Below are 25,063 nucleotides of genomic sequence, written 5' to 3'. Positions count from 1 at the left end.
GCTCCATGACGGGGTGCGGGCTGTACACGCTGAACATCCTGCAACACGGTGCCCAGTGCGTACCGCAACCCGGCAGTAGCGTGAAAGGCCCCGATTTAAAAGGGTTCAAGCAGTATGTGCGGATTAGCTGGAGTATTTCAAAGGCGCTAGACAAGGGGTTTCAGCGCCTTCTGAGGCCCCGGAGAGTCCCTCAAGGGAACATCAGTTGGTACAAAAAGTGGTACGAGATCCATCCTCCCCCGGCGTCCTGCCGACCTATATCAAATACCCGCTGTACACCTACTGCTACGCTGTTCATTCAACCGAGGAACAGACATGCCTAATTCAGATTTACTACCTACCCTTTTTTCCAAGTTCAACGAAAACCAAGTCGCCCTAGGAGCCGCCATCATGGAACTCGCGCAATGGGTCGAGCGACACGGCGGCGTCGAAGCAACAGCAAACGTCCGTGGCGCACTAGAAATACTTGATTACAATGACGAATTCATCAAGCTAACTCTTGCTGTCCTGATGACTCCTGAGTGATAGGCAGACAGCTCAGCTGAAGAGCCACATAACGTCAATCACCGCAATTACCCAGCAGAGAGTCAACAAGAACGATAGCCCCGCCAGTCTTTTATCCACAAGGTCCTTCCCGTTTGGATGGATGTTGATGGCTCTCACTGTAGGCCGACCAACTCAGCGTAGCCGACTCTGTGCGCCATCATAAGCCCGGCACCCTTAGAGCGCGATCAGACCTTGATCGCGTGTTACTGGCAGCTCACCGCCGCAACGACTCTCCTTTTTTTATCCGATCTGCTGCCGGCGCTCAGTAAGTAACGTGCGCATCTTTCGATCCATGCCTGAAACACCCACCCCCGACGTCCCGCCGACCGATTACAATCTCCTATAGTCGTAGTGAAATATCCGAAAGTCGCTGGTAATCTCCCAGCCACGTTCGTCAGCCATTAAGGGATGGAGGCGAAAATAGAAGCCCTGGAGCCGCGAACCTCCGGGGCTTTGCTTTTCTACTTGGCCGCTACGTAAATAATAAGCGCAATGGCAACCATCCAGGCGATGACCAGCAGCACTCCCAGCCCTACAAAATCCTGACCCATAGCCTTTCCTTGTGCGCGATTCAATCCATTCGGTCTAGCTTAACGCAACACAGCCCTGACGTACGCCTGGCACGCCCGTAACGCGATCAGTCCTTGGTCGCCGGCGTCGGTGATGGCGATAATTCGTTGAGCATGCGCTGGGTCAAGTTGGGCTCGACGGGCTGCATGAACCACGCCGACGGCGCTGGTGGTGGAAGGCACGTTGCAGCCACTGGCTGAATCCGTGGCGTCGATAAGGACTGACAGCCGCACATCAGCAGTGGCAAGGCGATCACGCAGCCTTGAAATATTTTTCTGTGCATCACTAAATTCCTTGAAATGCGCTTCGTCTATAGATTGAAGACGGCCTTCTAGGCCCAGGCGCTTGTCCTGCTCGATACGGGCCTGGGCGGCCGCGGCATTGCCGATAGCTGTCAGGTCCGACTGGTGCAAGCCGTCCTGCACGGCCAGTCGCTCGCCCATGCGCCAGTCCTGCACCTGCCAGGCACCGCCAAATCCGATGGCGAGCGCCAGCAGGATAGCGGCCAGGACTTGACCGGGCGTCATGCCAGCACCTTCAGCGCCTTGTCGTACAGCCCCTGGCGGTCGGCCTGGCCGTTGAGCCCACCGTTGATGCGCCGAGTGATCTTCACGAAATCTCCCTTGTCCGCCAGCGTGTTCAGGTCTTTCATAGACCAGAACCAAGCCGCCGACATCGCGGCGTGCTGCGGCAGCTCCAGCAGTTCTGGCTTGCTGAGCAGGTCCAGGCCCAACGCTTCGCCGCACGCGTTGTAGTTGGCGCGGCCCGTGATCTGGATCAGGCCACGGCCGCGATACTTGGAGCCGTCACCCGGCTGAGTGTTGCCCAGATCAGCGCGGCCTTCGTATCGGGCTTGAGCAGTGGTAGGCCCCCAGATTTCTTTGACGTATTTGAGCTGGCCCGATTCGTGACCAATTTGGGCGATGAAGGCGGCGACACGCTTCGGGCCGACGATCTGATACCGGTTCATGGCGGAGTTTAAGACAGAAACAAAAACGCCGGCTGATTGGCCGGCGTTTGGGAGGATCTGCAACAGTTGCTGCGTGGTGATGGGCATGGCTTTCTCCGGGCAAAAAAATACCCGCACTCGGCGGGGTTCGGGATAACGGCCGGGCTTACTCTGGCGCCAACGGCCAATCGATGGCGTCTGGGTACCCACTCTGTTCAAACACACGATTAAGCGCCACGCGGTATTTCTTCCAGGCTTTGAGCCGGACGGCGTCTTCTTCTGAGGCTTCGTCGATATCGACAGCATCCTGAAGCGGGGCGATAGCGTAGTCGGCGATGGCGCGCAAGTGAGTGTATTCGCGCTGGGCCTCTTGGGCTGGATCCATGTCAGGCACCTGCTCAGGGGGTGGCATGGATGAGACTGGTAGCTCATCGACGGCCACGTGCAAGGTAATGCTGTGGCTCAGGTCGGTAGGCTTGTCGTCCAGGGACACACAGACGCGCAGCACCTGCTCGTCATAGGAGATGGCCACGGTTTTATCCACGTCCATCTGGTTGACGACATAGCCCCACCCCTCTGGCGCCCTGGCCATGCCCTGCGTTCCGATCAGTTGGTAAATACCGGGGCTTTCTCGCTTCGATTCGATGGTGCTCACGCCCAGCGATGTGATGTCGATGATTTCACCGGTGGAGCCGAGAATGTTGATAGCTGCACGAGTCGTCATTTAAATAGCCTTCAGTGTGCCGTCGGCGGCGCGGGTGGTGTTACCAGAGTGGTAGAACTCAACCCATGGGGAGAACGAGCCACCATATTGATTGCGCATCATGTATCGAGGATTTGGAGACGATGAAATCGCCTCTTGGGTCTGGTACCCGGGCGCGGCTGTTGTGAGCCGGACATGCGGGAACACACCAGCGGGCACGTTCTGACCCCCGTTGGAGTAGAGATAGATCCCTGAGCGCCCCAACAAATTCGCGTCACCCGATGCAGACTGGGCCAAGGAGTTACCACCGTTCCAGCCCAGGGCACCGACCTGCAACACTTTACCTGCCCCGTAATCCTCGGGAGAGCTTGTGAGGTTTGCAGTCGCTGCGGTCCCCAGCCCCAGGGCTGTACGAGCACCCGCTGCAGAGTTTGAGCCCGTGCCGCCATTGGCAATCGGAGCAATGCTTACGCTGGACAAAGGCCCCAACCCTGCCAAGGTCGCGCCCCATTGCTGAACGATCGCCCTCACCTGGTCAGCCAGGTCTTTGACATACCCCTGCATGGGCGCGAGCGCATAGCCGCCGGCAGCGACGGTGGGCCCTTGATAGTTTGGAGAAATCGACAAGGCCGTATCGCTGGCGATGTTGGTGACCTCATACCACGCACCATCCGGGCCGCGAAACGCATCACCCGTTCGTGCGTTCGCAATAAAAGCCGTGCCCGTTCCGATAATGGCGTTGCTGTTGTTGGTGGTTTTAACAGTCCCGGCTTTATACCAAGGCATAGGCTACTTCCTTAATCATTGTAGTAACGCTCAATTGGAAACTTACATACCGGTATCGAAAAGGCCGAGCCTGCTGTGCCTTGAAATAGACCGATATCGGTACGATTTAAGTTAGTTAATATTTTAATCACAGGGGCGCCGCCCTCCCTGATCCTTAGCCCCGCATAATCCACCGACCCCATGAACCATGCATTACCCCGATCCACACTGGATATACTGATAAAGTCATCGTGAGCCAAAGGTAGGTTGCTATTAAAAACAGCTACCAGCCCGTAGGCGACTTGGGGAGGCACATAGGTCCAGTTCTTCGTAAACTTACCGAACCTCACTACCCTGTCACTGGATGTATAGACTACCCCCTCTTGAGCGTCGTATATCTCAAGCCCATACTCATCAACACTCTTTTTATCAGAGTATTTACACGATACATATTCAAGGTTGAAATTTTGCACCACCCCACCGCCAAGAGCCGCACTCACTACGCTAAAGCCTGTCCAGTTACCGGGACTTCCGAGCACCCTTGTATAAAACGATAACGCCGGGTGGGATGCGGAAATGCACCTGACAAATATTTGAGGCGGCTCTTGTGTCTGGATCGGTTTTACAAATGTAACTGCCCCATACCCCTCACCATCTGAGTAGCGAGACAGTATCTGGAAATTCCCTCTCTCAGAAAACACTAAGGTTTTATAATCGCTGCTGATTACAACGGAACCGCCGTTATTTGTCGCAGACAGGCCGTAGCTCATTAAATAACCCTCACCACTTCGACAACACTTTCAACCACTTCGGACTTCCACTTGAATATCCAATCCCCCTTGTAGTCTACTTCAAAGTAATTGCCATACGTGATGATCCCTATCTGCGTTCCACCGAGGTCTTTGTAAGTCGGCACACACCCCCAGTACGCCTGCCCCGCACCTTGTGGGTACGGGGAGTACGCTTTGGGTGTAATGGTCACGAAGCATGTGGCGGGATCATAGCCATCCACATTAATGAGGATGTAATCACCCCTAATGCCAAGCCCACCACTTCGACTTGCAGGGATGGTCATGGTGGCCAGTCTCTGAATGGTGAAATCCTCCATCCCCAGCGTCTGCACGCCTTTCGCATCGAGCACTTCTAACCCATAAATCATGACTTCAGCCTCCGGCCTTCAGTAGCGTTAGATTCCCTGCCCGCAGACGAACGCTGTCATCTTCATCCTGCACAAGCAGTCCGTTGTTATTGAGCGTCGTAGAGCCGCCTGCTCCAGGGCTGCGCAGGGTCAGCATTCCTTGTGGAATATTGATTTCCAGCAACGGCAAGCCCTTGGCATTCAAAGCGCTGGATCGCAGCGTCATCCCCAGCACCAGGTTCTGAATGAACGCCGTATCGATCATCGCGTAGTTGATGAACACCTGACCGCCCTGCACCACAAAGGGTGTTCTGAGCTGCCCAGTGACTTCGTCGATGATGGCGAAGCGTTGCGCAAAGGCCAGAATCTCCGAGGTGTCCCCATCAGAACCCAGCGCGAGACCCGCCATGACCTTGCGCCCGCCCACGATGGTTTCGGCCTTGATCGTGGTTTGGGCCGACACCCGCCCATTCACATCGACCACGGCCTTGCTGACCTGCTCCACGGAAGCCGTGGTTTGATTGAGGTTGACTTGCAGCTGCTCAGTTTTCATCGCCAAGGCTTCTTCCGCCGTAGCGCGCACCTTTTTCTCCAGCGCGAAGTTGGCTGTTGAGCTCCAGGCTTCCAAAGCACCCGCCAAATCCCCCTCGCCTGTGTCACTTCGCGCGTCTGCTCGTAGTGATTCCAGGCTGCTGGCCGTTGCTACAACCGCCCCATCTATACGAGATATTTCACCGCTGAGTGTTTCCAGCGCCTGAGTGTTACCCGTCACGCCTGAACCGACATCGCTCAGCTCGCCTTTCAGTTCCGTGATGCGCTTGGCAGCGACTGAATCATTGGTGGCCACGACCTTTTCAAGGCTCGAAAGCCCGGCCTTGTTCTCCCCGACCTGCGCACCGAACGTGGTCACACGCTCGGAAATCGCCTCGTCTTCAGTGGCCCGCACACGCTTTTCAACGGCCAGCTCAGCCGTGGATTGCCAGCTCTTGAGGGCGTCGGCCAGCTCGCCCTCGCCCGTGTCGCCCCGCGCCGCGGCCCGCAAGGCTTCCAGCGATGACGCAGACGCCGTGACCTTGCCGTCGAGATCTTTGATGCTGGTGGTGTTCTGGTTGACCTGAAAGGCCAGGCCATTGGCGGTTTCGAGGATCTCGCCGATGTCCTTCCAGTAGGCCGGGTTGGGCGGCGGTGTATCGAGTGGTACGGCCTGCAGCGCCTGATAGATGTGCCGTCCTTCGCGGGCGTTTTCGCCGGTCTTGTAGGTCAGTTTTGGGTCGTAGATGAAGGTGTCGACCAGGCCTTCGACCTTGTCGCCCAGCTCTTTAACCTGCTCAGCCAGCTCCTTGACCGAACCCGGCCCGTCACCGGTGATGAGCTCGATGTCCTTCTTCAACTCCGGGTAAAGCGCGCCCGTGCCGATTTTCCCCGCAAAGTACTTCTCGTACTCCGTCTGGTCCGAACTCGGCTGGCCATTGACCCCGAACTTCTCCGGAAACCACGGCCCGACATTGCCGGTGCGGTCCACCAGCCGCGCCCAGAAAAACAGGCTGGTCCCGGGCACGATGTTTTGCAGTTCGTGTCGGGCCTGCGGGTAGGCGTAGTCGCCAAGCTTTATTGCGGACTGCAGGTCATTGGCCTTGTTCTGCCAGATCTCAGTGCGCTGGGTGTCTTCGGCGCCAGGTGGGAAACCCCAGTTCAGGCGGATGCCGTAGACCAGGCTTTCTGTGGTCAGGTGTGTGATGGCAGGCGGCAAGCCTTCCTTGCCTTTCAATTGCGTCAGTTGCGAGTTTCTCCAGATGGACGAAATTTCAAATGCACTGACCGCACGCACCCGAGCCAAATAAGCGCCAGCGTAAATACCAGGTACCTCAACACTGGATGAGCCGGTGCGCTGCACCTTGATCCAGTTGCCATTGTCTTTACGCCACTCCACGTCATAGGCGACTGCGCCGGGTACCGACGCCCAGGCAATGGTCATGGTGGTCACGGCCAAGCCTTGGGCAACCGACGAACTCGACGTCAGCGCCACGCTGGCCGGTGCCGGAACCACAGTGATTGGGATTACGCTGATCGGGCGCTCTTCCAGTCGGGCCCCAGTGTCGATATGCGCGAACTTGCTCGGGTCGTACTGCACGGCCGAGATTTCAAATACGCCAGGCTCCGGCCGCGACACGCTGGTAACCCGGTAAAGCGGTACCGCCAAATCATCGGCATCCAGGCACCAGACCAGCTCGGATTCAGGCGCAACGGAGTAAGCCGTGGTCACCGTGAGTTTGCGGCCGCTGACCAGTTGAATGGTTCGGCCCTCACACTTGCCGTCGGGAAGGTTGAGAATCAGACGGTCGCCTGGCTTGGCCGAAGTGTCGCGATCCAGCGTGATGACCTTGCCTGCTACAGCAGACACAAGCCCGCCAACCGGCCGCCCGGCAATCAACTCGTCTGCAATCGGGATGACATAACCCGGCAGCGGAATGCGCCCGGCCAAGCCGGTCCTGAACGTAACGGCGCGGTCTTTGGCATTGGTCAGCAGCGCCCACTTACCCCGGCGCTGCGCCTCGGATTCACGCGTGCAGCCAATAGCGCTGATCTCCAGCGGATTGTCGCCGTAGCGGCGCTGCAACTTGCTGTCGGTTACCGCCGTGACGTCAGTGTCGTAGTTGTTAGCCGGGTTGTCGTAGCTGATCAGTGCCCGGCTGTAACGGGTGCGCTCCGAGGCGCTGGCATAGGTGAACTTGCCATCGATCACGTTGGCGCGGGTGTAGGCGAAGTCGAAGTCAGTGGCGCGTGGCATATCCGACAGCGAAAACACCTGGCCCTGCGCCCAGTAGGTCATGCCGCGGTAAATTGCAGAAATATCCCGCAGCAACGTCCAGGCATCCGCCTTGCCTTGCAGGTTCAGATTGCAGATAAAGCGCGGCTCCATCCCGCCTTTGCCGTCTGGTACCAACTGATCGCAATACTGAGCAATGCGGTACAGCTCCCACTTATCGACCTGCCATGGCTTGATGCGCCGGCCAAGGCCGAAGCGGTCGTTGACGGTGACGTCGTAAGTCATCCAGACCGGGTTATCGGTCCATGCCTGTTTGAACGTGCCGTCCCAGATACCGCTGTAGCTCCGGGTGCGCGGATCGTAATTGCTTGGTACCGACATCTTGCGTGCATCACATTCAATCGTGACCGCCGGGATGTTGCGGAACTGCTCAGCCGAAAACTCAATGTAGAGCAGCGCGGTGTTCGGATAGCGCAGCTTCGCATCGATGACCTCGGTGAAGCCCGCGATCTGCATGGTGTCGGCGATTTTGTTGTTGTTCTGGTTGGCGGTTAGGCGCGTGATCCGCAGCAACCAGCCGCTCACAGCTTTGGGCAAGTCGATGCGCCGCGTGCGCTCGTAAACGCTTGTGGTCTTCCCGTCTACCGCTTCATTCAGCACCTCTTTGTAAGCACCGCCATCGGTGGCCACTTCGATCTTAAATTCGATCCGGTAACCGTTGATGTTTCCACTGGCATCAATCGATTGCAGCATTGGCCAGGCAAAGCGCAGACGCACAGCAGAAAGCTGGGTATTGCTGATCGCCCTCACCCACGGTGTACCGCTGCGCAGCTCAATGCCCAAGGTGGTCTCATTCTCCACCGATGGAATGCCTGGGATGTAAGGCTGCTCAACGGAGCCAGTACGCCACTCCCACTTAACATTCGGGAAGTTGAGATTGCCTTGCTCGTCCTGCAGCGGGGTATTGTCGAGAAAGATGTTTTTGGCCGTAGGCGTTCCGTCAAATTCGCCCTCACCCACAGCAATCAGCATTTTCGCCAAGGCAATAGAGCGCAGGCTGTCCGGGGCTTCGGTTGGGGTCTTCGGCTTGTCTGATCCGCCCTTGGCGCCGTGGATATCGATTAACTGTGCTGCGCCCATGCTTTTCTCCAGGCAATAAAAAACCGCCTCATGGGCGGCGTGGCGTTCGGTAGTGTCTACATCTGGTCTTCGGCATAGATCGCAGCACTGATGATTGCCCCACCCCAGCGCCGACGGCCGTAGCACAGTGAGACCGGATTGCCGGAGGCTGTGGTGTTCTTGGCGCTGCCGAAGGCGTAGCCGGGGGTGTTCTCAGGCGCTGCGCTGGTCTTCAAACCGCCGGCCTGGGGACTGAGCATTTGGATCACGCCTCCAAGCGCAAGAGAAGCGCCCATCATCATCATTCCAGAAGTAAACGGTGTGGCAGTACCGCCAGAGGCATAAGTCAATACCGCCCCTACCGCTAGCAAAACAACACCCACGACTGTTTGAAGCACACCACCACGCTTACTCCCGCAGATAACCGGAGCAATACGAATATCTCCAGTTCCGCCGTAGCTAAGCTCTTTTTCTTCGAGATTCTTGCTTCCGCGAAATATAGCGAACTCGATGCCTCTCGATTTTGCATTTGAGATGAATCGCTCAAAACCAGGAATCTGGACGCAAAGAGCTTTAATTGCCTCGGCGGGCGACCTGACGGAAAGCCTGAAAGATCGCCCAAACTGGCGGAGCTGCCCATACAACAAAATCGTAGTCATGGGCTGATATTCGATAGCGAGTGCGGCCATTACTTTTCTCCAGATAATAAAAAACCACCCGAAGGTGGTCTGCATGCCTGATCTAGCGGTCACATGGATGTCGGCCTGATATCAAGGCCGACTTGGGTGTCACCGCCTATCCTGAATTTTTTAACGCTTCCGTCCTGAACAATTGTTGACTGCTCCTTTCTCAAACTACCCCAGCCGCACGTTCCTCCGCTGCGCTCATCACCAGACAGCCCAATTAGGTGCTCTCCGGATGGGACGTACAAGCGAACCACCTCTCCAGTATCGATGCGCGCTGAAAACTTACCATCGACTAATACTCCTACGTAGCACGCACCACCTACAAATCCTGTATCTCGCGTGACGATAACCGTCCCGTGCGGTCCAGATGGCTTTTTCGAGAATGCCAAAACCCTATCAGCCGGCACAGGCTTGGCCTTGTCCGCCGACACTTGAGATGTCGAGCACCCCGCCAGCGCAACCAGGGCCATCGCCCCTATGAATAATTTCATGTCGTTCCCTCGTTGATGTGTGGCGAGACTTTATCACCAACGAGAGAGCAACACGAAAGCCCCGCATGGGCGGGGTTCTTCGGGTTCGTGGGAGGCTAGGCTGCGTCGAGGCCGAGCGTGAGCTGCAATTGGTCTCGCCAGTAATCAACGTCATGCACAAGCTTCGGTTTTTTCCACCGAAACTTTGAAAGCTCTTTTCCGCTGAGGCTGGCAATGCTCTGAGCGTCGTTCAGGGCCTTGCATGCCCGGTCAAATTGTTGCTTTTCGTTGAGCTCGCCACGCAGGAGCGCATCAATATGAAGGTCAGCCCAGACCGCAAAGTCGTCATCCAGCCATCGGGCAAACGCAACCGCAAGCTTTGGATGCAGCCAAGTACCGGCGCGACCACGAACCCGGGAAGCCTCGACCATTTTGAAGTCCGAATTGCGGACATCAAAACCGAGGTGCCGAGAAAGCGCCGCCATGTAGTTTTTCGTGCTGGCCAGCTCTAGCCACTTGATTGGCTTCTTCCCGTAACGCGCCGCCACTTCAGTGGCATTGATCCAGCCATCACTATTGAAGCTGACGGCCTGCCCCTCATAGTGGAACGGAATAATTCCTGTATTCATGCCGCCACCTCCGCACACATTGCGCCTGGAGCGCCAGGGTTAAAGCCGTCCAGAGGCATCAGCGTCTTCTCGCTGACCGAGTAGCGCTTGCCCTCGACCAGCATCAGCCAGTTTTCTTCGACCTTGCGGATCAGTTGGCCGGAGCGCCCGACCAGATTTGGCCGCTCCAGGGAAAGGATCAAGGCGCGGCCGCCAGCTTTGAGGGTGAAGTTCATGCTGCCTCTCCCGAATCAACCGCGTAGCGATGCGGCTCTTCGACGACACGATTCAAACCGGTGACAAAGCTGCTGATCCCCCTCAGCTTATTGCGGTAGGTCGCGAGCTCCCATTGGGCGGCGTCGACAACGTAACCGGCACGCTGAAGCTCGAAGATGATCAGCTCGCAAAGCGAATCGTGGTGGTAGCCGACATCCTCAAGCCGAACATCCAGCCATGCCCGACCATCGCCACGATCCGTCAGCATCCCCTGGCGACGGCCGGCGAGCGCCTGAATCGGGAAGTGAATGTTCAACCGCTCAGATTTTGGCTCGCGCGGAAGGTATTCGCCCTCAAGCACCACATAAGCGGCGATGAAGTTACGCGCAGAATCCAGCTGATCGGCTGGGATGTCCGCTGCCGACCGAACGCCGAATGCGGCGTGGGTCTGTGCCCAGATCTTTGCGGTAGCGCGGCGCTGAGCTGGAGCAGGGAGATTAGAAACCTTCCCCTTCACCACGGCTCCGAGCATGTGAAATCCGTCCGTGCCGATGGTTTGGCCGAGAACGGTCATCGCCTGATCGGGACCGCGATGGTTCACGGCGCGACCTTCATTCCAGTACGCCCACAGCGCGTCGTCGCACTCGTCCTGATAAGCCAGCACGTTCTCGCGCAGATCGGGACGGACCTTGCTCGCGTGAATCGACATAAGCCAGCCCGGAAGCTTTTTCAATGGCAAGCACGCCATTTCGTACTGCTTACCATCAAATCCAGTTGTCACCATCATGGTGATAACTGAAGCAAAGCGTCCAGCCATCAGCTTACGGTGCTGGGTTTGCCAGGCCAGGCCCATCCCCTCTACTACTGGCTTCATTGGCACGAAAGGCTGTCCGTCGCGCTCAACGAGTAACAGCTTGGTCGAGCGGAACGGGATGACATTGGATTTCGCTACAGCTGTGCTAATATCGCTCATGACGATTTCTTCCTGGTAGTTGATCTCGTTAACCAAGACCTCAGCGCCTGCCAGCACTGAGGTTTTTTTATGCCTGTTTGATTTGCTGTTCATCCTTCCGCTTCGCCTCCTCAATAAGCCCTAGAACAACGGCTTGCATGCTATGGAAGCCAGCTTTTGCCTTCCGCTCGACCCAGTCTTTATGTTCGTCGGGCAAACGAAGCTTGAATTGCGCTTTTGGTCTCAATGCTAAATCCTCCGATGGACCCAATGGGTGCAACACAAGTAGAACCCATTGGGTCCGTTTACGTCAAGACCCATTTGGTCCATTATTTCAAAATGAATAGAACAGACCCCCAATTCAAGCTTCGGATACCCGTCGAACTCAAGGAAACCCTTGACGCAAAGGCGGACGAGAACTCGCGATCGTTGTCCAACGAGATGCTTAAACGCCTTGAGGTAACGATTGAACTGGACGAGCTGCTAGCCGTCAGTGGCGGCTTTATCTATGCCGCTGGGGTCTTGGCCAACTTGATCAAAGAGAACCAGGCACTTAAATCAGAAAGGGATGAGTTCAGGTCTCTTGTTAAGAGCGAATTTTCAAAACTACTCGATGAGCGAATAGATCTTCTTGAGTCCAGGCTGCTCAGCCTTCCAGGCTCGTCCTTCGGGAAAGCTGTTGCGAAGACTAAGACCTAGCCTCCCCCAAGCCCGGCCCGCTGGGCTTTTCTCGCCTGTACCAATACTCAGAAACGAAAAAGCCCAGCGGTTAGGCTGGGCGTTCTGGCACACGGCAAAACGGTTTTATGGGGGGCCGGCTGAAATCCACTCAGGAGACGGGAAATATTTTCCGATATCCTGCCTCTCTGTTTCAAAGAAAACGCCCAACCCCCTTACAAGGTCCGGCTGCTCCATGAACGAGTGCCCAGGATCAAGAATAGTCAGTAACAGATAAGGGTTATGCTTCATCTCACCAAGCTGCCCATATACGAGCACTCGGTTTGATGTAAATCGCTGAGGGTCTGTAATCCCACGGCGTATCCCGCGGTCCCACTCTTGGGAGACGGAAGGCTCTTCCAGATGAACCTTCCTCAAGCCCATATCAACTAGACTCTTCGGTTTCTTAAAAGCTGAGTCTTTACCGAACGTATCGCCTGGCCCAATACCACCTTCGCGCCATAGCTTAAATTCGGAAACGAGGGAAACCGCTTCCTGTCGCGGTATCAGAAGAGTGAGCCTCCTGCTCAGGATGACTGCTGTCATTTAGCGCCGGACTTCTTACCCAATTCAATCAGATAGGCGGCACTATCCTGAGCAATGTAATCAAGCGTGGCTTGATTGAGAAAAGCAGGGCGCTGACGGGCCATCTTGCGCTCGTAGGCGCTAAGCGTGGATTTCTTTCCATCCAACCGGATTTCAGTATTTGTCATTTGATTCGCCCTACTTGGGTCGATAGCGTTTCAGCTGCCTATTCGGCTTTGTAGCTGGTGTCAACCAATTATAACGTTTGCCCAACCATTTACAACCGTAAACAAGTATTCGCAACCTTTTGCAAGGATCTATTCGGATTATCATTCAGGGTTGAATGCTGTTTTGTGCCTCAGGATCAAGCGTGTTCTGTCTAAGTATGGCCCCCCGTAGACGATGATCTCGGAAGGCCTGCCGTACAGGTGGTGTAGTAGGAACGGGCCAGGGCCGAACGTGCCTGACTCTTCACCCGGCAGCACCGGATCCGTGCCGAGGTAGATCCCGGCATGGTTTGGGTGAGCCGTCCGCCCGACCTGCATAACAATCATGTCACCGCGCTGCGGCCGGTCGACGCGAACGAACCCGGCCGCCTCGTAGTTCGCCTCGTACAGGCTGGCGTTCTCAGCACTCTCCCACCAGCCATCGGCGCGCTGGAAGGCTTCGAACTCCAGCCCCCACTCACGCTTGTACCAGTCAGCGCACACCTGCCAGCAGTCCCAGACACCATGCACGAAAGGCCTATTCAGCAACGGCGTGCTTCCGGTCGGGGTAATGCTGCGCAGATCCGCCTCGGGCCAGCTCAGGATGTGCCAGGGCAGCCCCGTCGCCTCGCACATGGCCAGGTCGCGCGGTGACGGTCGGCTGGTAGCGTCCGGGTGGGAGTGAACAATGCCAATCACTTCGCCCAAGTCTTCCGCGGCGGCGTAGTCCTCAGGATCAAGGCGAAACTCTTCGTTCGGCTCACTGGCAATGTTCCGGCACGGGAAGTACTGCTGCTTGCGCCCAATTGCCAGCAGCAGGCCGCAGCTTTCTTTGGGGTATTCGGCAGCTGCATGCGCAGCAATCGCGCTCAGTATGTGTTTGCGCATGATCAGCTCCGGGCAATCAGTGACACAGCGGGGAATCCGCCGTGGGGAAGCTCTTCGTTTTCGCCGAAGCGTAACTTGCAGGACGACAGGCAGCCTTTGCAGATGTCCTTGCTGGGATCGTCTGTTGGGACGTCCTCATCATCGAACATCTGCCTGCCGGTGTAGCCACAGTTCGGGCCACGATAGCCGCCGGTCATTGCCCAGTGGCAGAAAGTCGTCATTTGGCGCCCGGGCAAGCCGTGGTTGTCGATTTCGCCAGGCGAGGACAGTTCCCATTGCACCTGTTCGCCGTCTTCACCGGTTTTCTGGTCGATAAACCAGATTTCCAGTGCTTCTTGCGTCGGGTCGGCCGTGGGATTGCCTTCGGGGAAGTTCTCGGCATCCAGGTACTGCGCCAGTGTCTCGCGTACGGTGAGTTTGAACTTGAGCAGGTCTTCAAAAGCCAAGCACAGCGCCGTCACCCGGCCGTTGATGTTGCCTGCTATGAACGTAGGCCGAGTGGCTGTGCCGTCGCTGTCAGAGCCAATTCCTTCAATGTTCACGGGCCACGCAGCGTATTCGTTGCCCTGCCAGAAAATCGACTTGGCAGGCAGATCTTCGTCAGAGCCTTGATAGGCCAGCAATTCATCCGGGGTATGTGGAATGGCATGCCCATGAAAGCGCAGGTAATCCGCGCCGTATTCAGTCCCGTCGATTTCGAACAAGCGAATTTCGCCGCCGGGTTCCAGTTTCTGGATGTCCGTGATTAATGCCATGTGAGGATTACCTTAGGGGTGAAACACTTGCTCGAAGGTGGCCGACAGGGAGTAGGTCAGCCCGCCACGGGGTGAAGGCTTGTAACCGTTGCACTTGTAAAGACCCAGCTCGCCCAGTGGCGGTGTCCAGAGGAAGGCTTTCGCCCCTTGGTGCCGATCCAGAAACGCCATAATGGCCTTGATTCGGTCCTTGGGGCCGGTGTGCATAAACGGCCAGGACTGGGATTTGTTGTTGATCCCGTCCGTAGTCGTCTGCGCGTAGCCGTCGCCGAATTGCTTGGTGCGCACGCGCTGTTTGATCTCGCCTTCGCCCTTTTCGGTTTGCCAGGTGAATGTTTCGATTGCCATAAATCATCCTTTTACGTTTCGGCTGCTGACCCCGCCTTGGCGCCACGACTTGGCGATTTCTTCCTTGGCCACGACGCGCATCCGGTCTTGCATGTTGCGCTGGAAAGCTTCGGTATCGAGCTCAGCCCCATCCGGGCGGCCTGACTCTTCGTCGGTCATCACCATTAAGGGCATGTTGAAGCTCAGGGAAGTACCGCCGCCCCCGCCGCCCACAGCCATTACGCCGAGTTTGCCGTTAGCTGTGCGGGTCAGTGGCATGATTGCTTCAGGCCCGGCTTCGGCGAATACGCCCGCCCCTTTCGCGAACGCAAACATTTGCGGTGAGTCATGCACCTGATTGCTAAAGCTCGAAAGGCTTGGCGAATCGTAAACACCGCCCTTGGCGTTCGCTACCGGCGTCAAGTTCTCGCTGAATCCCGTTATGCCGCTATTTGAACCGCCACCGAAGTACGCGCCCAAAGCAGACCCCGCAATACTACTCAACAGTCCTGAAGCCGCTTGCCGGGTCGCAATCCTTGCCATGTCCGCCAAAATTGACTTGGTGAAGTCCGCAAACGAAAGCTTCCCGGTCATGGCGAAGTTAACGACCGCATCTTCCATCGAGCTGAACGCGTTGCTGAACAGGCTTTTTGTTTGCCCTGCCACATCCCGGGCACTGTCCATGTAGTTCTGGAAAGCGGCCGTTGCCCCGTTGCGCCAATCACTTTGAGCGGCCGACATCTGCTCATAATTGCTGAGCGTGGTCTGCGCAAGGTCGGATTCGCTTTTATTGATGGCAGCGAGCTTCTGGTTGTACTCGTCCGCACTCATGTTGCGCGCGGCGTCGGCTTTGTCCCGGGCCAGATCTAGGCGCTGCTGGTTGGCTTGGTCAGCAATGCCATTCAGCTCACCGTTGAGGGCGTTTTGACGGTCACCCTGACCAACGCCGAGCGCGGCCCGCTGCCCCGCCTGCTGCAACGCTTGATTCTGCCGACTCAGCGCATCGGTGTAGTTATTGATCGCCAAGGTTTGCTTTTTAAGGCGCCCCTCTTGATCAATCTCCAGCACTTTAAGCTTACTGTCCGCGTCCTGCTGAGCTTTAACCATGTCAGTGCGGGCATCGGCGATCTTTTTGTCGAGTTCGATCGCTTGCGCAGCAGAGGTGGTCTTTCTGGTTTTGGCTGACTCAAGCGCTGCTATCTCGGCCTCATACGCCGCGGTGATTTCGTCTTTCTCATTGCCTATCAGGCCTGCGCGCTTCCAGCCGTACTCTTCCTGCGAAACCAAGCCAGCCTTTTGCAGTGCATCCAACTCCTTTTGGGCGTTGGTGTACTCGGCGAGGATTGTTTTGATAGCGTTTTGAGAGGCGTTGAACTCCGTCAGGTCTACGGCGCCGACCGCTCCTTTTGGGACTTTCGGGTCTTTGTACTTGTCTTTGATGTTCTGAAGGGATTTAGCCACAAACTCTGCCTGGACCAGAGGATCGTCCGGATTGGCCTTCTTCAGCACTTCTACATCACGTAGATAAGCCTTGGTGAGTTTGTCGCGCTTTTCTGCATTTGTAAGGCTGGCATCACTAATTTGCTTCAGCCGCTGCCCGGCATCTATACCTTCTTTTTGTATTCGGTTTCGCTCGCCGAGATAGCTGTTTTTGGATTTCTCCGCATCAATTTGAAGCTCGAGATAAGCCAGCTCACGCTGATCATTAGCAATGTCTCTGGTCTCAATACCAAGCGATGCTACTCGCCCGCGTCGACCCTGATTGGTTGCGAGGCGATCCCGAATGACCTGCGCCTGCTGCTCCATGGTCAGCACCCGACCGATATTTAACGTCGCATCCAGCGCGCCGGCAGCCGCATCCTTGATCCCTTTCCATGCCCGTTCAATCGTCCCGAGGTTGTCGGTAATCTGCCTGGATCGATCTTGAACCGTTTCGGCGTAGGTTTTGGTGAGAAGGTCGGTCGCTGCCGTGGTATCGCCCTGCTCCTTCAGCGCGACAATTTGCGAGTAAACCGAGGCGGTCAGGAAGTGATATTGATCATTGAGTTCTTTTGCTGCCGCCACCGGGTCCTTTGCGATTTTGACGAACTCGGCAATGGTTGCATCTACCGACCTGCCAGTAGCGTCTTCCATTGCTGAAGCTGCATCAGCTATTTCCTTGAAGCTGCTACTTGCAATCACACCACTACCTGCGAGCTTAGCCAGTATGGCTGCCGCATCGCCGATCGTGCCATTGGTAGCGCTGACCTGCAGTGCCAAGTCAGCCAATTGCCCGGCGCTGGTTCCGGCATAGTTACCGGTGAGGATCAGTGCCTTGTTGTACTCATCAGCCTCCTTGCTCCCCTGGCTATAGCCATAGATCAGTACGCCTACCGCTGCCGCTGCGGCAAGTACGGCGAGCGCCATCCCTGCCGCACCAAGCGTCACGCCACTCATTGCTGGGCTGATCGCCCCTACGGCTTTCTGTGCGTTCTCAGCGGCCTCCGCTGCTGTGTTCGAGCTTTCAGCCAGATCAGAAAGACTCTCGCCAGCTTCGCCAGCACTCTCAGCCAAATCTTGTGAGTTCACTGCCATGCCGGCCAAAGAAGCCCCTAAATCAGCGGCGCCGGAGCCACCTGAAAACAGCGACCGAAACTTCTCCTTGAGCACGGTCAGGGTGTTATCAATGCCTCCAAACGAGTCCTTGATCTGCCCGCCCTGTTGGATCAACACCATCAGCGGGTTTTGCCCGCCTGCCAGGCTGGTAAATATATCGGTGAACTGAGCTGGTAATTGACGCAGTGCCGCCTCGGTTTGCTTCGCACTCAGGCCGGTTTTCGACAACCCATCGTCAAACCCGCCAAGGCTCTTGCGCGTCGAATCGATGCGCGTCGAGTAATCCTTGAAGGTCTCTGCATCAATCAGCCCGGCCTTGCGGTATTGCTCGAGCTTGGCCTGCTGTTCATCAAGACGCCCCAGCGCTGCAACGGCAGGATTGATTTGCCCCAGAAGCTTGGCCAGACCGTCGGCCTGCACTCCGGTCGCCGCTGCTGCTTGGCGGGTGGATTGCGCTTGTTGGTCTACCGTTCCAACCAAAGCGTCAGCATCCGCCTTAAGTCGCCGGTTGAGTGCAGCAAAGTCGGTGGTGGTGGCTCGAGCCGCATCCATGGCGGCGGTATTGGTGTTTACGCTTGAAGCCAGGCTCTTCAGATACTCGCTTGAGTCCAGAGAGGCCTTGGCCATTGCAAGCAGGCGAACCTTGGCATCCTCCGTGGTTTCAGCCAGTTTGGTTTCTGCGCCCGACAAACCAGAAGCCGCCGCCGAAGCCTTGTCGAAACCATCACTGATCCCTGCTGCTGCCTTTTCAGCTTTTTCACCAACCTGAACGAGTTTTTCCAGCTCGTTATTGGCCTTGGTGACTTCGCCGGTCTGCACGGCAATCCCAAGGCTCGCAATATCGCCACTCATGCCGTCACCCTTTATTCATTTGCTCAGACATGACGAGCATGGCCTCGGCTTCCAAAACCCGAAGGTCAGGGAAGAGCTTAATTGTGTGTTTTTTGGTAAAGCCCGAGAGGCTGGCGGTGTCGTAGATCGCCGAATAATCAAGGCCGGTAGCCCCGCACGCGCCGGTGCGCCACTGCGTCGACAGGGCTTCAAAAAGCCGGAATGCCTGCCAGTTATCTGGCCAGACTTCGACGGTGTCGTCGTAGTCTGTCGAGGTCAGACCGAACAGACTGAGCTGCTCGGATGACGCCGAAGGTTCATACAGCGCGCGACCGACCTCGATCAGTTTCCCAAGCGTGCCGCTTCGAATGCACCCTGATAGGCTTTAACGATTGCATCCCCAGCGCCCGCTGACGTTTCCACCAGCGCCCGAATGGATTCTTGGCTGAGTTTGACGTCATAGCCCCAGCCAACAACCAAGGCTTCGACCTGACTCACTTGGTGCTCGATATTGGCTTCCGTCAGAGCAACGATGGTCAGCTCGGCGCCCATCTCCTTGAAGCGCACCTCATCAGCTTTGAACGCCTCCTGCCACGACAGGAACAATGCAGCCAAGGCCTTGCGGTCTCGATACTTGAACTCGAAAGGTACCTTGTCGGGCTCAGCGCCAACGCGAGGGATTTCAACGGTGACCTTGAACGTGGGGTTTTGCTGAATTTTGAACTTGGCCATGAGTGCTCCTTACACCAGATAGCGGGTCGGTTCGGCCTGCAAAGCCAGGTTAACGGTGCGAGTCAGGACGTTGTTGCGCGAGACCGTTGGCTGCTTGGAAAACGAGGTATAGGCACCGTAGAAAATGGTGTCATTGCCGGGTAGATTCAGGCGCGCAGCTTCCACCTTACGACCTGCGTCAGCGGCCTCCAGTACTTTCACGAATGGCTTGCCCGGGTCATCGGCAATGGTCAATGCCATGCTCGCTGCCGACTTGTCGGTTGGAACTTGACGACCTTGTTTGTCTTCCAGAAAAACCACGTCCGTGTACTGCTGCTCGCCGCCGGAAAACGCCACGTCAGTGACTTGCGGAATCTGCACCCACGTTTCGATCTTCTTCAGGGTTCCGCCGCCCGAGCCTGCGGGGAAGCTTTGCGTGTCCGAGGTATCGATATCCTCAAGAGTGATCGACACCGCTGTTGCGGCCTTAACACGTACAACGCGCCCATTGAGGGTGCTCCAGCCGGACTCAACCAGCACGATATCGCCCACCTCCAGATCGGCGTCTGCGACCGTGGCCACGGCTTCAGTCGCGTTACTGATTGCAGTGAACGCCAGAGCAGCGGCATAGGTGGCGGCATGCTGGAATGTTCCGCCGTTGGGGAGTTTGTAGCCCATGGTTTTTACCTCTCTCAGAAATAACAAAACCCGCTCAAGGCGGGTTCGGGGTTTGCCCAATGGGCGGGATTAGTTGGTGTCGGCGCGATATGAAAACGAAACAGGTACCGTGTAAACGGAATCGCCCGTGATACCTGGGCCCGGATCAACGGGCGACATGGTGATCACAGTGACTTCACCTTTCGTATTTCTGGCATAGAGCGGAAACAGGCTTGTCAGCGCAGAAACGAGTGGATTGGTTTCGAACTTCCCAGTGCCCGCCGGGGCAATGATGCTTACCTGAAACACGCCGGTGTAGAGCCGGTGATCGCCACCGAGCGTGTTGCTCGCGGTATCACCCGGGATCGTGAACGCGCGAAGGTAGGTCTCACCCGCCGCCGGCGTGTAGGCCTTGTTCTCGAAAACAATCTTCAGCTTCTCCGACCTGGCAGCGTTCCAGGCGATGAGCTTTGCCTCGTAGATCGAAGCGATGATTGCGTGTGACATTCGGAAGCCCTGTATGATTGCTCTGTGCAGCTAGGGTCGCCCCCGAAAAGCCGTCTAATCACCGGCCTGCTGCACTCCATTAGTGATTACCCTCTGTGATGGAGAGCAAAATGAATGAGATATGGAAGCCTGTTCCCGGCTACAACAACGCCTATGAAGCGTCTTCGTTCGGCCGCATACGCTCAATCGACAGAGTAGGATTGGGCCGTTTTCGCTCCGGGAAGCAGGTCGCGCGCAAATTTTCAGGCGTGGTACTCAGTCCCAGGATTAGCAATTCCGGATATCTACGCTGCCTGATGGCGGGAAAAACGGTGAGCGCTCATCGAGTGATCGCAGAAGCATTCATCGCTAACCCCTCCGCACTGCCTTGCGTCAATCACATAGACGGGTGCAAGACAAATAACCAGCCAGCAAATCTGGAATGGTGCTCCCACAAAGAAAATACGGCACATGCTCACTCAACAGGGCTTCTGGTTCCCAAAACGTGCCAAGAAAGCCACGCAGCCAAACTCACAGATAATCAAGTTCGAGAAATTAGGAACCTGATGCAAGAAGGCGTTTCTCAGCGCCAGATTGCTGCAATGTTTGGCATGAGCCAGCGCGCTATCGCTGCTATTAGCACGGGCCGGTCTTGGGCAAACCTTGCATGACGCACAGACTCATACCTGGTTGTTCCTGATGGCCTCCAGCACGATCTGCTGGAAGCGAGCTACGGTTACCCGGACCATACCGCCGGGCGCCTGGGTCGAATGGCCGAACTCCAGCGGGATGGCATAACCGAGACTGTTGGTGATGTAGCAGGTGTCGCCCGCCTTGAATTCAATGGCGCCGGCCGTAATACGTGCCGTTGACTTGGTGCCCGTAGGGTCGACCTCTTCTGTCGTGGCGCTGTTCGGTGTACCGATGCTGAACATCCAGTTACCGCGGAACCTGCCGCCGACGTAGCCCTCCGGTGCGACGATGTCCATGCCGTCGTGCACCTTGCGCCCTGGCCTTAGCCTGCCCGCCTTTGTGAGGTTGGCCGAGTCGCTACGCAGCGCGCTGTTGTGGTCGTCGACGGCCTTGTTGTACTGGGTCGCTACAGCGTTATGCGCCCAGATCTCCGGGTTACCCACTGGAGACATGCGAATCAGGCTGCTGCCCACCTCGATGATGATCTCGCGCAGGCTTGCGTCGAGGGCTTCGGTAGCCTGGGCGGCAAACGCAGCGAGGCTCAGAGCGAAACTGCCCGACTGGCCGGCGCCTGCCCTACTCATGACCGCACCTGCAATTCATACAGGATCGGCGTGCCGGCGGGGTTAACCTCTTTCAGTGGCGGAACGATTGACCAGGTGCGCCCTTGGACGACCACCTTGTCGAGCAGGCCGGGCACCCACTCAAGTCCCTGGGCAGCGATCTTGAGCTTCTTGTCACCCTGCCGGATGAGACTGTTGTTTTGAAATTCTTGGCCGGTGAAGTCGAGCAGGATGCCCTGGGCGATCTGTTCGACAGTTGCCCCCGGAGCTTCGCCGCCCGTCTCTGGGTCGTACTCACCCGGCTCCGTCTTGCTGATGGTCACGGGCTGGCCGAACTCTGTGATCATCTCCAGAGCCATCGCGGCCATTTCGTCGTAGAATTCCATAAATCACAACCCAAGGAAGAATGATGAACTACCAGAAAATTTCTGACGAGCTCAAAGCCCGTATAGCTGCCATACCCCGACCGTCCTTGCCAGGGCAAAACCCGTCGATCGAGGACAAATTCACTGCTAGAAAGGCTTTAGTCACTGCTATTTCGGCTACCGACTACCCCTTCATTGCGGAGAGAGCCGGATCTAGAGTGGTGCCACTCTGCGCGCCACTCAGCTTTTCAGACTTGGCGGATGCCGCGAACGCTATCGAGAAAGGGCGTGACGGGATGATGGATTACTTTGGTGATGACATGACTGGCGCAATGCTCGATTACTGATCAGGCTCTTACCGAAAACAATCCTCGCTTCTGCAGATAGTCGGCAAACTGCGTGACGCTTGGACGATTTGGAGCAGCCGGCATCAGCCGGTTGCTGGTCGACGGAATCGCCGCGTACTGTCGCGTCACCGCGCCCTCGACGCGATCCAGCAGCACTGCACCCTTGCGCTTCTCCACCGGGTCAATGTCGTCCTGGTGAATCTCAGCGGCCAGGGCCATCTGCCCGTACTGGATGCGGGCCGGCAGGTAGTTGTTCGGCTTGATCTCGTGATCCAGCAGCACTTCCCGGCGCGGCCATGACAAGGCCTGCTCGCTATTCATCTTGCGTCCCCTCCAGGTCATGCCATCCATCGCCAAGGCGGCCCGGCGCAGCAGCGCTTCCTGCTCGGCAACACCTGCAGGGATGACCGTGCCAAACTTCACGGCATACAGGGCCAGGTCCTCGGCGCTTGCATAGCTTTCGGCGTCAGGAAGACCTTGCCCGGTCTCGATGATGAGTGTCATGCGTCAACTCGCTGGAATGGTTTGTAGATTGGCCGCCGGGTGACCGACAGCCAGCAGTATTACTCCTTGGTCAGCTCGGCGACGAGCTTTTCCAGGGATTCTTTGGAGGCGTTGCCCCGATACTGAATCTTGGCTTCGTCGAGCTTTGCTTTCAGCGCCGAGATTTCACCGGCCTCATCAGCTGGCGGCGTGAGAGCAGACTTCTTCAGCGCTTCAACCTCGGCGCGCAGCGCGTCGACAGTCAAGGCCAGGCCGTCACGTTCAGTGGTCAACTCACCAACCGAAGCATGAATGGTGCCCAGCACATCAAACAGGCGTAACGCCAGTTCCCCAGACTCTGGACGGTGGATTTCGCCAGCCTCCAGGCCGTCGACCAGCAGAACCATTGCGCCACTCTCGTCTTGCAGAGCGGCAAGCAACTGAGACAGCTCTCCAGATGCCACCGCCTGCGTGCCGACAACAACAGGCTCTGGCAACGCAACCACCTCAACATCGACGCCAGCATCTTCGTATGCCGTGACGATTTCGGGATAGTCACCTACCACGGTCACTGCCGTTGCATCGCGCTCAATACTGCGGAATAGGCCCGGGACGCGGTAACGCTTGCCAGGCTCAAAGCCGTCAAGCTGGTTTGTATAAACGAGTTCCATCGGAATCTCCGTGGCGGCCATCGCTGGCCGCTTCCTGGGGTGGTTATCAGCCGCCGACTGGTGGCGTGGTGGTGAGGTTGATCATCACGCCGGCGGTGACCTTATTGCTGTCCGAGTGCTTGACCCAGTTCGCAGCAGAGCCGACGGCCGCCAGGGTTGGGTTGGTGCCGCCGGTGGTTTCCTTCCAGCTGTAACCCAACACATCGATGTTGACGGTACCCTCAGCGCGGTAACCGATAGCCAGGTTTTCCTCGTCGTTCACGTCGTACGAACGGAAACCCGGGGCCTGTGATTCGGTGATGACCACGGCATTCGGCAGCAGGCCGAAGATCGCATCCACTGGCGCCTTGTCGGTCACCAGCACCGGCTTGCCCAGGGTGCCAGGCAGGCCGCCGTAGATAACGACGCCCGCTTCTTCGTAGACTTTGTTCGCAATCGCTTCATCAACGATGTCGAAGTAAGCCGACGAGTGCATGACCCACAGCGCGATGCGACCGAACTTGTCACCGAATTTGCGCATGCCACGGGTCAGCGTCTTCTTGCCGTCGGTTTCGATGTTGGCAGACACCACCATTGCGGCGTTGGAACCGATGGCAGCCTTGAGCGCGCCGGTGGCGTACTCAATGAAGCCTTCGATGGTAGCGTCAGCGACGTCGGCGCCGATGATCTGGGAGAACTCATCTACGGCACGACCGCGACGCTTGAAAGCCTCTTCGGTGGTCTGGTACGGGCCGTATTTCCACGGAGCCTTGACGCCTACAGCTTCGCCAGCGCCGATTTTCTTGGCGGTGACCTTGCCCTCGGAGTTGACATCGCGGTGTTCCAGGCCGCCGCCGAGCTTGTAGAACGCACGCTTGCGGAAGTCGCCTTGGATCAGTTCGTTGTCGAGGACGATTGCGCCGTTGGACGAGGCGTTAAACACATCCAAGTTGTCCTGGATGCGCTCCAGGTATGCGGTTTGCGCCTCATCGTTGTAGATGATCAGGTCGCTGTTGACAGTTGTAGCCATGGGTATTTCCCCTTACTTGGGCAATGCGAGATATGCGGTTTGGCCGTGCTTGCGCTGGAAATCGCGCTTCTGCTCGGAGGTCATTTCGGAGCGCTTGGATGCAGCCTGGCCGCCGCCCCCGCCCGGGGCATGTGTCCCTGAAGCCCTTGGCCACAGGTGGGGTGCGCTTTCGCGCAGAGACTCGGCCCATTCGAGCGGAGTCAGAGGGGTCTTGCCGTCTTTGCCGAGGATGGTCTGGCCATGCTCATCGACAGCGACCGCTTCGCCCTCTTCGTTCAGAGAGAACACGCCTTTGGCGCGCAAGATGATGTCGTCGGTGGCTTCCGGCAGTGCGCCGGCCTTCAGTGCTGCACCACGCACCGAGTCGCCCAGGACTTTGCCCTGGAACTTGGCGGCGAAGGCTTCAGCCTTCTCAGCGCGACCGGCGAGCGTCTTCAGTTGCTTGTCGTGCTCACCACGCAAGCGCTCGGTGCGCTTATTGAACACCTCGTCAACCTTGCCCTCGGTCAGCAGCTTGGTTTCTTCATCCTGTCCGGCGCGGCTGAGCAGGCCTTTGACGGCGTCGATGTCGATGCCCTCAAACTGGGTTTCGAACTGGGTCAGCTTGCCGGAGGTTTCCTTCAGCTTGCCCAGCAGTTCCGAGTTCTTGGTTTTCAAGCCAGAAACGGATGCTTCAACGGCAGTCGCGATAGCGGCCTTGATTGCCGGGTTTTCCAGGTCGATTTCGTTTTCTTCTGCCACGTTG

The 25,063-nt window shown here is 57.1% G+C and carries 32 protein-coding genes; 4 read left to right on the top strand and 28 right to left on the bottom strand.

The window, feature by feature from the left end; translation table 11 throughout:
• Positions 1 to 315: 315 nt before the first annotated feature.
• The gene (locus TU74_RS08400) at positions 316 to 525 is read left to right on the top strand and encodes a hypothetical protein (protein WP_047275362.1); all 210 of its coding nucleotides are present in this window, start codon (positions 316 to 318) and stop codon (positions 523 to 525) included.
• A 611-nt stretch (positions 526 to 1,136) separates the two neighbouring features.
• On the opposite strand, the gene TU74_RS08395 is transcribed toward TU74_RS08400, so the two are convergent.
• The 12 genes from TU74_RS08395 to TU74_RS08340 all read right to left on the bottom strand — a co-directional run bounded on the left by TU74_RS08395 (position 1,137) and on the right by TU74_RS08340 (position 11,603).
• Positions 1,137 to 1,643 carry a lysis system i-spanin subunit Rz gene (locus TU74_RS08395; RefSeq protein ID WP_047275364.1) on the bottom strand — a complete coding sequence of 169 codons (507 nt, stop codon included), beginning with the start codon at positions 1,641 to 1,643 and terminating at the stop codon, positions 1,137 to 1,139.
• A complete protein-coding gene (locus TU74_RS08390) occupies positions 1,640 to 2,173 on the bottom strand; it encodes a glycoside hydrolase family 19 protein (protein ID WP_047275366.1) in 534 nt (177 codons plus the stop codon). Before TU74_RS08390 ends, TU74_RS08395 begins: the two co-directional genes overlap by 4 nt.
• Before the next feature lie 58 nt (positions 2,174 to 2,231).
• Entirely contained in the window at positions 2,232 to 2,789 is a 558-nt protein-coding gene (locus TU74_RS08385) for a tail fiber assembly protein (protein WP_048375977.1), read from the bottom strand.
• On the bottom strand, positions 2,790 to 3,554 hold the full coding sequence (locus TU74_RS25080; RefSeq protein WP_053069984.1) for a pyocin knob domain-containing protein: 765 nt from the start codon (positions 3,552 to 3,554) through the stop codon (positions 2,790 to 2,792).
• Positions 3,555 to 3,565: 11 nt separating this feature from the next.
• Entirely contained in the window at positions 3,566 to 4,303 is a 738-nt protein-coding gene (locus TU74_RS08375; RefSeq protein ID WP_047274458.1) for a hypothetical protein, read from the bottom strand.
• The gene (locus TU74_RS08370; protein ID WP_047274455.1) at positions 4,303 to 4,692 is read right to left on the bottom strand and encodes a hypothetical protein; all 390 of its coding nucleotides are present in this window, start codon (positions 4,690 to 4,692) and stop codon (positions 4,303 to 4,305) included. Before TU74_RS08370 ends, TU74_RS08375 begins: the two co-directional genes overlap by 1 nt.
• 4 nt (positions 4,693 to 4,696) lie before the next feature.
• On the bottom strand, positions 4,697 to 8,578 hold the full coding sequence (locus TU74_RS08365) for a TipJ family phage tail tip protein (RefSeq protein WP_048375972.1): 3,882 nt from the start codon (positions 8,576 to 8,578) through the stop codon (positions 4,697 to 4,699).
• A 56-nt stretch (positions 8,579 to 8,634) separates the two neighbouring features.
• Positions 8,635 to 9,246 (bottom strand): tail assembly protein, encoded by a 612-nt coding sequence (locus TU74_RS08360; RefSeq protein WP_048376033.1) that lies wholly within the window; start codon positions 9,244 to 9,246, stop codon positions 8,635 to 8,637.
• A gap of 59 nt (positions 9,247 to 9,305) precedes the next feature.
• On the bottom strand, positions 9,306 to 9,734 hold the full coding sequence (locus tag TU74_RS08355) for a hypothetical protein (protein ID WP_048375966.1): 429 nt from the start codon (positions 9,732 to 9,734) through the stop codon (positions 9,306 to 9,308).
• Positions 9,735 to 9,829: 95 nt separating this feature from the next.
• The gene (locus TU74_RS08350) at positions 9,830 to 10,342 is read right to left on the bottom strand and encodes a KilA-N domain-containing protein (protein ID WP_048375963.1); all 513 of its coding nucleotides are present in this window, start codon (positions 10,340 to 10,342) and stop codon (positions 9,830 to 9,832) included.
• Positions 10,339 to 10,557, bottom strand: a complete 219-nt coding sequence (locus tag TU74_RS08345; RefSeq protein ID WP_048375959.1) for a hypothetical protein — start codon at positions 10,555 to 10,557, stop codon at positions 10,339 to 10,341. Before TU74_RS08345 ends, TU74_RS08350 begins: the two co-directional genes overlap by 4 nt.
• Positions 10,554 to 11,603, bottom strand: coding sequence for a phage antirepressor N-terminal domain-containing protein (locus tag TU74_RS08340; RefSeq protein ID WP_082149851.1), 1,050 nt, complete (start codon positions 11,601 to 11,603; stop codon positions 10,554 to 10,556). The genes TU74_RS08345 and TU74_RS08340 overlap by 4 nt, the downstream gene beginning before the upstream one ends.
• 225 nt (positions 11,604 to 11,828) lie before the next feature.
• Between TU74_RS08340 and TU74_RS08335 the strand changes: the two genes are divergently transcribed.
• Entirely contained in the window at positions 11,829 to 12,188 is a 360-nt protein-coding gene (locus tag TU74_RS08335; RefSeq protein WP_157315147.1) for an Arc family DNA-binding protein, read from the top strand.
• Positions 12,189 to 12,293: 105 nt separating this feature from the next.
• Here TU74_RS08335 and TU74_RS25075 read toward each other — a convergent pair whose 3' ends face one another.
• The 10 genes from TU74_RS25075 to TU74_RS08295 all read right to left on the bottom strand — a co-directional run bounded on the left by TU74_RS25075 (position 12,294) and on the right by TU74_RS08295 (position 20,208).
• Positions 12,294 to 12,752, bottom strand: coding sequence for a type II toxin-antitoxin system YafO family toxin (locus tag TU74_RS25075; RefSeq protein WP_048375954.1), 459 nt, complete (start codon positions 12,750 to 12,752; stop codon positions 12,294 to 12,296).
• The gene (locus tag TU74_RS24435) at positions 12,749 to 12,919 is read right to left on the bottom strand and encodes a hypothetical protein (RefSeq protein ID WP_014717924.1); all 171 of its coding nucleotides are present in this window, start codon (positions 12,917 to 12,919) and stop codon (positions 12,749 to 12,751) included. The genes TU74_RS25075 and TU74_RS24435 overlap by 4 nt, the downstream gene beginning before the upstream one ends.
• A gap of 141 nt (positions 12,920 to 13,060) precedes the next feature.
• The gene (locus tag TU74_RS08325; protein ID WP_048375953.1) at positions 13,061 to 13,825 is read right to left on the bottom strand and encodes a C40 family peptidase; all 765 of its coding nucleotides are present in this window, start codon (positions 13,823 to 13,825) and stop codon (positions 13,061 to 13,063) included.
• Between the two features lie 2 nt (positions 13,826 to 13,827).
• On the bottom strand, positions 13,828 to 14,580 hold the full coding sequence (locus tag TU74_RS08320) for a phage minor tail protein L (protein ID WP_048375952.1): 753 nt from the start codon (positions 14,578 to 14,580) through the stop codon (positions 13,828 to 13,830).
• 12 nt (positions 14,581 to 14,592) lie between these two features.
• On the bottom strand, positions 14,593 to 14,928 hold the full coding sequence (locus TU74_RS08315) for a phage tail protein (RefSeq protein WP_047280221.1): 336 nt from the start codon (positions 14,926 to 14,928) through the stop codon (positions 14,593 to 14,595).
• A 3-nt stretch (positions 14,929 to 14,931) separates the two neighbouring features.
• Positions 14,932 to 18,354 carry a phage tail tape measure protein gene (locus TU74_RS08310; protein ID WP_048375951.1) on the bottom strand — a complete coding sequence of 1,141 codons (3,423 nt, stop codon included), beginning with the start codon at positions 18,352 to 18,354 and terminating at the stop codon, positions 14,932 to 14,934.
• 4 nt (positions 18,355 to 18,358) lie between these two features.
• Positions 18,359 to 18,613 carry a DUF1799 domain-containing protein gene (locus TU74_RS23370; RefSeq protein ID WP_371304172.1) on the bottom strand — a complete coding sequence of 85 codons (255 nt, stop codon included), beginning with the start codon at positions 18,611 to 18,613 and terminating at the stop codon, positions 18,359 to 18,361.
• Between the two features lie 62 nt (positions 18,614 to 18,675).
• Positions 18,676 to 19,065: a phage tail assembly chaperone gene (locus tag TU74_RS08305; protein ID WP_048375948.1), complete on the bottom strand. Its 390-nt coding sequence runs from the start codon at positions 19,063 to 19,065 to the stop codon at positions 18,676 to 18,678.
• Positions 19,066 to 19,074: 9 nt separating this feature from the next.
• On the bottom strand, positions 19,075 to 19,722 hold the full coding sequence (locus TU74_RS08300; RefSeq protein ID WP_048375947.1) for a phage tail protein: 648 nt from the start codon (positions 19,720 to 19,722) through the stop codon (positions 19,075 to 19,077).
• 69 nt (positions 19,723 to 19,791) lie between these two features.
• Positions 19,792 to 20,208, bottom strand: a complete 417-nt coding sequence (locus TU74_RS08295) for a phage tail terminator-like protein (protein ID WP_048375946.1) — start codon at positions 20,206 to 20,208, stop codon at positions 19,792 to 19,794.
• Positions 20,209 to 20,318: 110 nt separating this feature from the next.
• Here TU74_RS08295 and TU74_RS23100 point away from each other — a divergent pair, with 110 nt between their 5' ends.
• Complete coding sequence (locus tag TU74_RS23100) at positions 20,319 to 20,858, top strand: NUMOD4 domain-containing protein (RefSeq protein ID WP_053069982.1); 540 nt, start codon at positions 20,319 to 20,321, stop codon at positions 20,856 to 20,858.
• A gap of 9 nt (positions 20,859 to 20,867) precedes the next feature.
• Here TU74_RS23100 and TU74_RS08285 read toward each other — a convergent pair whose 3' ends face one another.
• Complete coding sequence (locus TU74_RS08285; protein WP_048375945.1) at positions 20,868 to 21,464, bottom strand: hypothetical protein; 597 nt, start codon at positions 21,462 to 21,464, stop codon at positions 20,868 to 20,870.
• The gene (locus TU74_RS08280; protein ID WP_048375944.1) at positions 21,461 to 21,829 is read right to left on the bottom strand and encodes a hypothetical protein; all 369 of its coding nucleotides are present in this window, start codon (positions 21,827 to 21,829) and stop codon (positions 21,461 to 21,463) included. The genes TU74_RS08285 and TU74_RS08280 overlap by 4 nt, the downstream gene beginning before the upstream one ends.
• Positions 21,830 to 21,852: 23 nt before the next feature.
• Between TU74_RS08280 and TU74_RS08275 the strand changes: the two genes are divergently transcribed.
• Entirely contained in the window at positions 21,853 to 22,155 is a 303-nt protein-coding gene (locus TU74_RS08275; RefSeq protein WP_048375943.1) for a hypothetical protein, read from the top strand.
• Here TU74_RS08275 and TU74_RS08270 read toward each other — a convergent pair whose 3' ends face one another.
• Genes TU74_RS08270 through TU74_RS08255 form a run of 4 tightly spaced genes read right to left on the bottom strand, consistent with a single transcriptional unit; the run spans position 22,156 to position 25,059 of the window.
• Positions 22,156 to 22,659: a DnaT-like ssDNA-binding protein gene (locus TU74_RS08270; protein ID WP_048375941.1), complete on the bottom strand. Its 504-nt coding sequence runs from the start codon at positions 22,657 to 22,659 to the stop codon at positions 22,156 to 22,158.
• 59 nt (positions 22,660 to 22,718) lie between these two features.
• Positions 22,719 to 23,309 (bottom strand): hypothetical protein, encoded by a 591-nt coding sequence (locus TU74_RS08265; protein ID WP_048376027.1) that lies wholly within the window; start codon positions 23,307 to 23,309, stop codon positions 22,719 to 22,721.
• A gap of 46 nt (positions 23,310 to 23,355) precedes the next feature.
• Positions 23,356 to 24,318, bottom strand: coding sequence for a major capsid protein (locus TU74_RS08260; RefSeq protein WP_047293897.1), 963 nt, complete (start codon positions 24,316 to 24,318; stop codon positions 23,356 to 23,358).
• Between the two features lie 12 nt (positions 24,319 to 24,330).
• The gene (locus tag TU74_RS08255; RefSeq protein ID WP_048375938.1) at positions 24,331 to 25,059 is read right to left on the bottom strand and encodes a hypothetical protein; all 729 of its coding nucleotides are present in this window, start codon (positions 25,057 to 25,059) and stop codon (positions 24,331 to 24,333) included.
• Between the last annotated feature and the right edge of the window lie 4 nt (positions 25,060 to 25,063).

Origin of the sequence: Pseudomonas lundensis (assembly GCF_001042985.1) — a bacterium.
GTDB lineage: Bacteria > Pseudomonadota > Gammaproteobacteria > Pseudomonadales > Pseudomonadaceae > Aquipseudomonas > Aquipseudomonas lundensis.
This window is presented reverse-complemented; position numbering and strand designations above follow the sequence as displayed.

Coding starts and splice junctions, on each gene's coding strand:
- TU74_RS08400 (WP_047275362.1), top strand. CDS start 316: ATGCCTAATTCAGATTTACTACCTACCCTTTTTTCCAAGTTCAACGAA.
- TU74_RS08395 (WP_047275364.1), bottom strand. CDS start 1,643: ATGACGCCCGGTCAAGTCCTGGCCGCTATCCTGCTGGCGCTCGCCATC.
- TU74_RS08390 (WP_047275366.1), bottom strand. CDS start 2,173: ATGCCCATCACCACGCAGCAACTGTTGCAGATCCTCCCAAACGCCGGC.
- TU74_RS08385 (WP_048375977.1), bottom strand. CDS start 2,789: ATGACGACTCGTGCAGCTATCAACATTCTCGGCTCCACCGGTGAAATC.
- TU74_RS25080 (WP_053069984.1), bottom strand. CDS start 3,554: ATGCCTTGGTATAAAGCCGGGACTGTTAAAACCACCAACAACAGCAAC.
- TU74_RS08375 (WP_047274458.1), bottom strand. CDS start 4,303: ATGAGCTACGGCCTGTCTGCGACAAATAACGGCGGTTCCGTTGTAATC.
- TU74_RS08370 (WP_047274455.1), bottom strand. CDS start 4,692: ATGATTTATGGGTTAGAAGTGCTCGATGCGAAAGGCGTGCAGACGCTG.
- TU74_RS08365 (WP_048375972.1), bottom strand. CDS start 8,578: ATGGGCGCAGCACAGTTAATCGATATCCACGGCGCCAAGGGCGGATCA.
- TU74_RS08360 (WP_048376033.1), bottom strand. CDS start 9,246: ATGGCCGCACTCGCTATCGAATATCAGCCCATGACTACGATTTTGTTG.
- TU74_RS08355 (WP_048375966.1), bottom strand. CDS start 9,734: ATGAAATTATTCATAGGGGCGATGGCCCTGGTTGCGCTGGCGGGGTGC.
- TU74_RS08350 (WP_048375963.1), bottom strand. CDS start 10,342: ATGAATACAGGAATTATTCCGTTCCACTATGAGGGGCAGGCCGTCAGC.
- TU74_RS08345 (WP_048375959.1), bottom strand. CDS start 10,557: ATGAACTTCACCCTCAAAGCTGGCGGCCGCGCCTTGATCCTTTCCCTG.
- TU74_RS08340 (WP_082149851.1), bottom strand. CDS start 11,603: ATGAACAGCAAATCAAACAGGCATAAAAAAACCTCAGTGCTGGCAGGC.
- TU74_RS08335 (WP_157315147.1), top strand. CDS start 11,829: ATGAATAGAACAGACCCCCAATTCAAGCTTCGGATACCCGTCGAACTC.
- TU74_RS25075 (WP_048375954.1), bottom strand. CDS start 12,752: ATGACAGCAGTCATCCTGAGCAGGAGGCTCACTCTTCTGATACCGCGA.
- TU74_RS24435 (WP_014717924.1), bottom strand. CDS start 12,919: ATGACAAATACTGAAATCCGGTTGGATGGAAAGAAATCCACGCTTAGC.
- TU74_RS08325 (WP_048375953.1), bottom strand. CDS start 13,825: ATGCGCAAACACATACTGAGCGCGATTGCTGCGCATGCAGCTGCCGAA.
- TU74_RS08320 (WP_048375952.1), bottom strand. CDS start 14,580: ATGGCATTAATCACGGACATCCAGAAACTGGAACCCGGCGGCGAAATT.
- TU74_RS08315 (WP_047280221.1), bottom strand. CDS start 14,928: ATGGCAATCGAAACATTCACCTGGCAAACCGAAAAGGGCGAAGGCGAG.
- TU74_RS08310 (WP_048375951.1), bottom strand. CDS start 18,354: ATGAGTGGCGATATTGCGAGCCTTGGGATTGCCGTGCAGACCGGCGAA.
- TU74_RS08305 (WP_048375948.1), bottom strand. CDS start 19,065: ATGGCCAAGTTCAAAATTCAGCAAAACCCCACGTTCAAGGTCACCGTT.
- TU74_RS08300 (WP_048375947.1), bottom strand. CDS start 19,722: ATGGGCTACAAACTCCCCAACGGCGGAACATTCCAGCATGCCGCCACC.
- TU74_RS08295 (WP_048375946.1), bottom strand. CDS start 20,208: ATGTCACACGCAATCATCGCTTCGATCTACGAGGCAAAGCTCATCGCC.
- TU74_RS23100 (WP_053069982.1), top strand. CDS start 20,319: ATGAATGAGATATGGAAGCCTGTTCCCGGCTACAACAACGCCTATGAA.
- TU74_RS08285 (WP_048375945.1), bottom strand. CDS start 21,464: ATGAGTAGGGCAGGCGCCGGCCAGTCGGGCAGTTTCGCTCTGAGCCTC.
- TU74_RS08280 (WP_048375944.1), bottom strand. CDS start 21,829: ATGGAATTCTACGACGAAATGGCCGCGATGGCTCTGGAGATGATCACA.
- TU74_RS08275 (WP_048375943.1), top strand. CDS start 21,853: ATGAACTACCAGAAAATTTCTGACGAGCTCAAAGCCCGTATAGCTGCC.
- TU74_RS08270 (WP_048375941.1), bottom strand. CDS start 22,659: ATGACACTCATCATCGAGACCGGGCAAGGTCTTCCTGACGCCGAAAGC.
- TU74_RS08265 (WP_048376027.1), bottom strand. CDS start 23,309: ATGGAACTCGTTTATACAAACCAGCTTGACGGCTTTGAGCCTGGCAAG.
- TU74_RS08260 (WP_047293897.1), bottom strand. CDS start 24,318: ATGGCTACAACTGTCAACAGCGACCTGATCATCTACAACGATGAGGCG.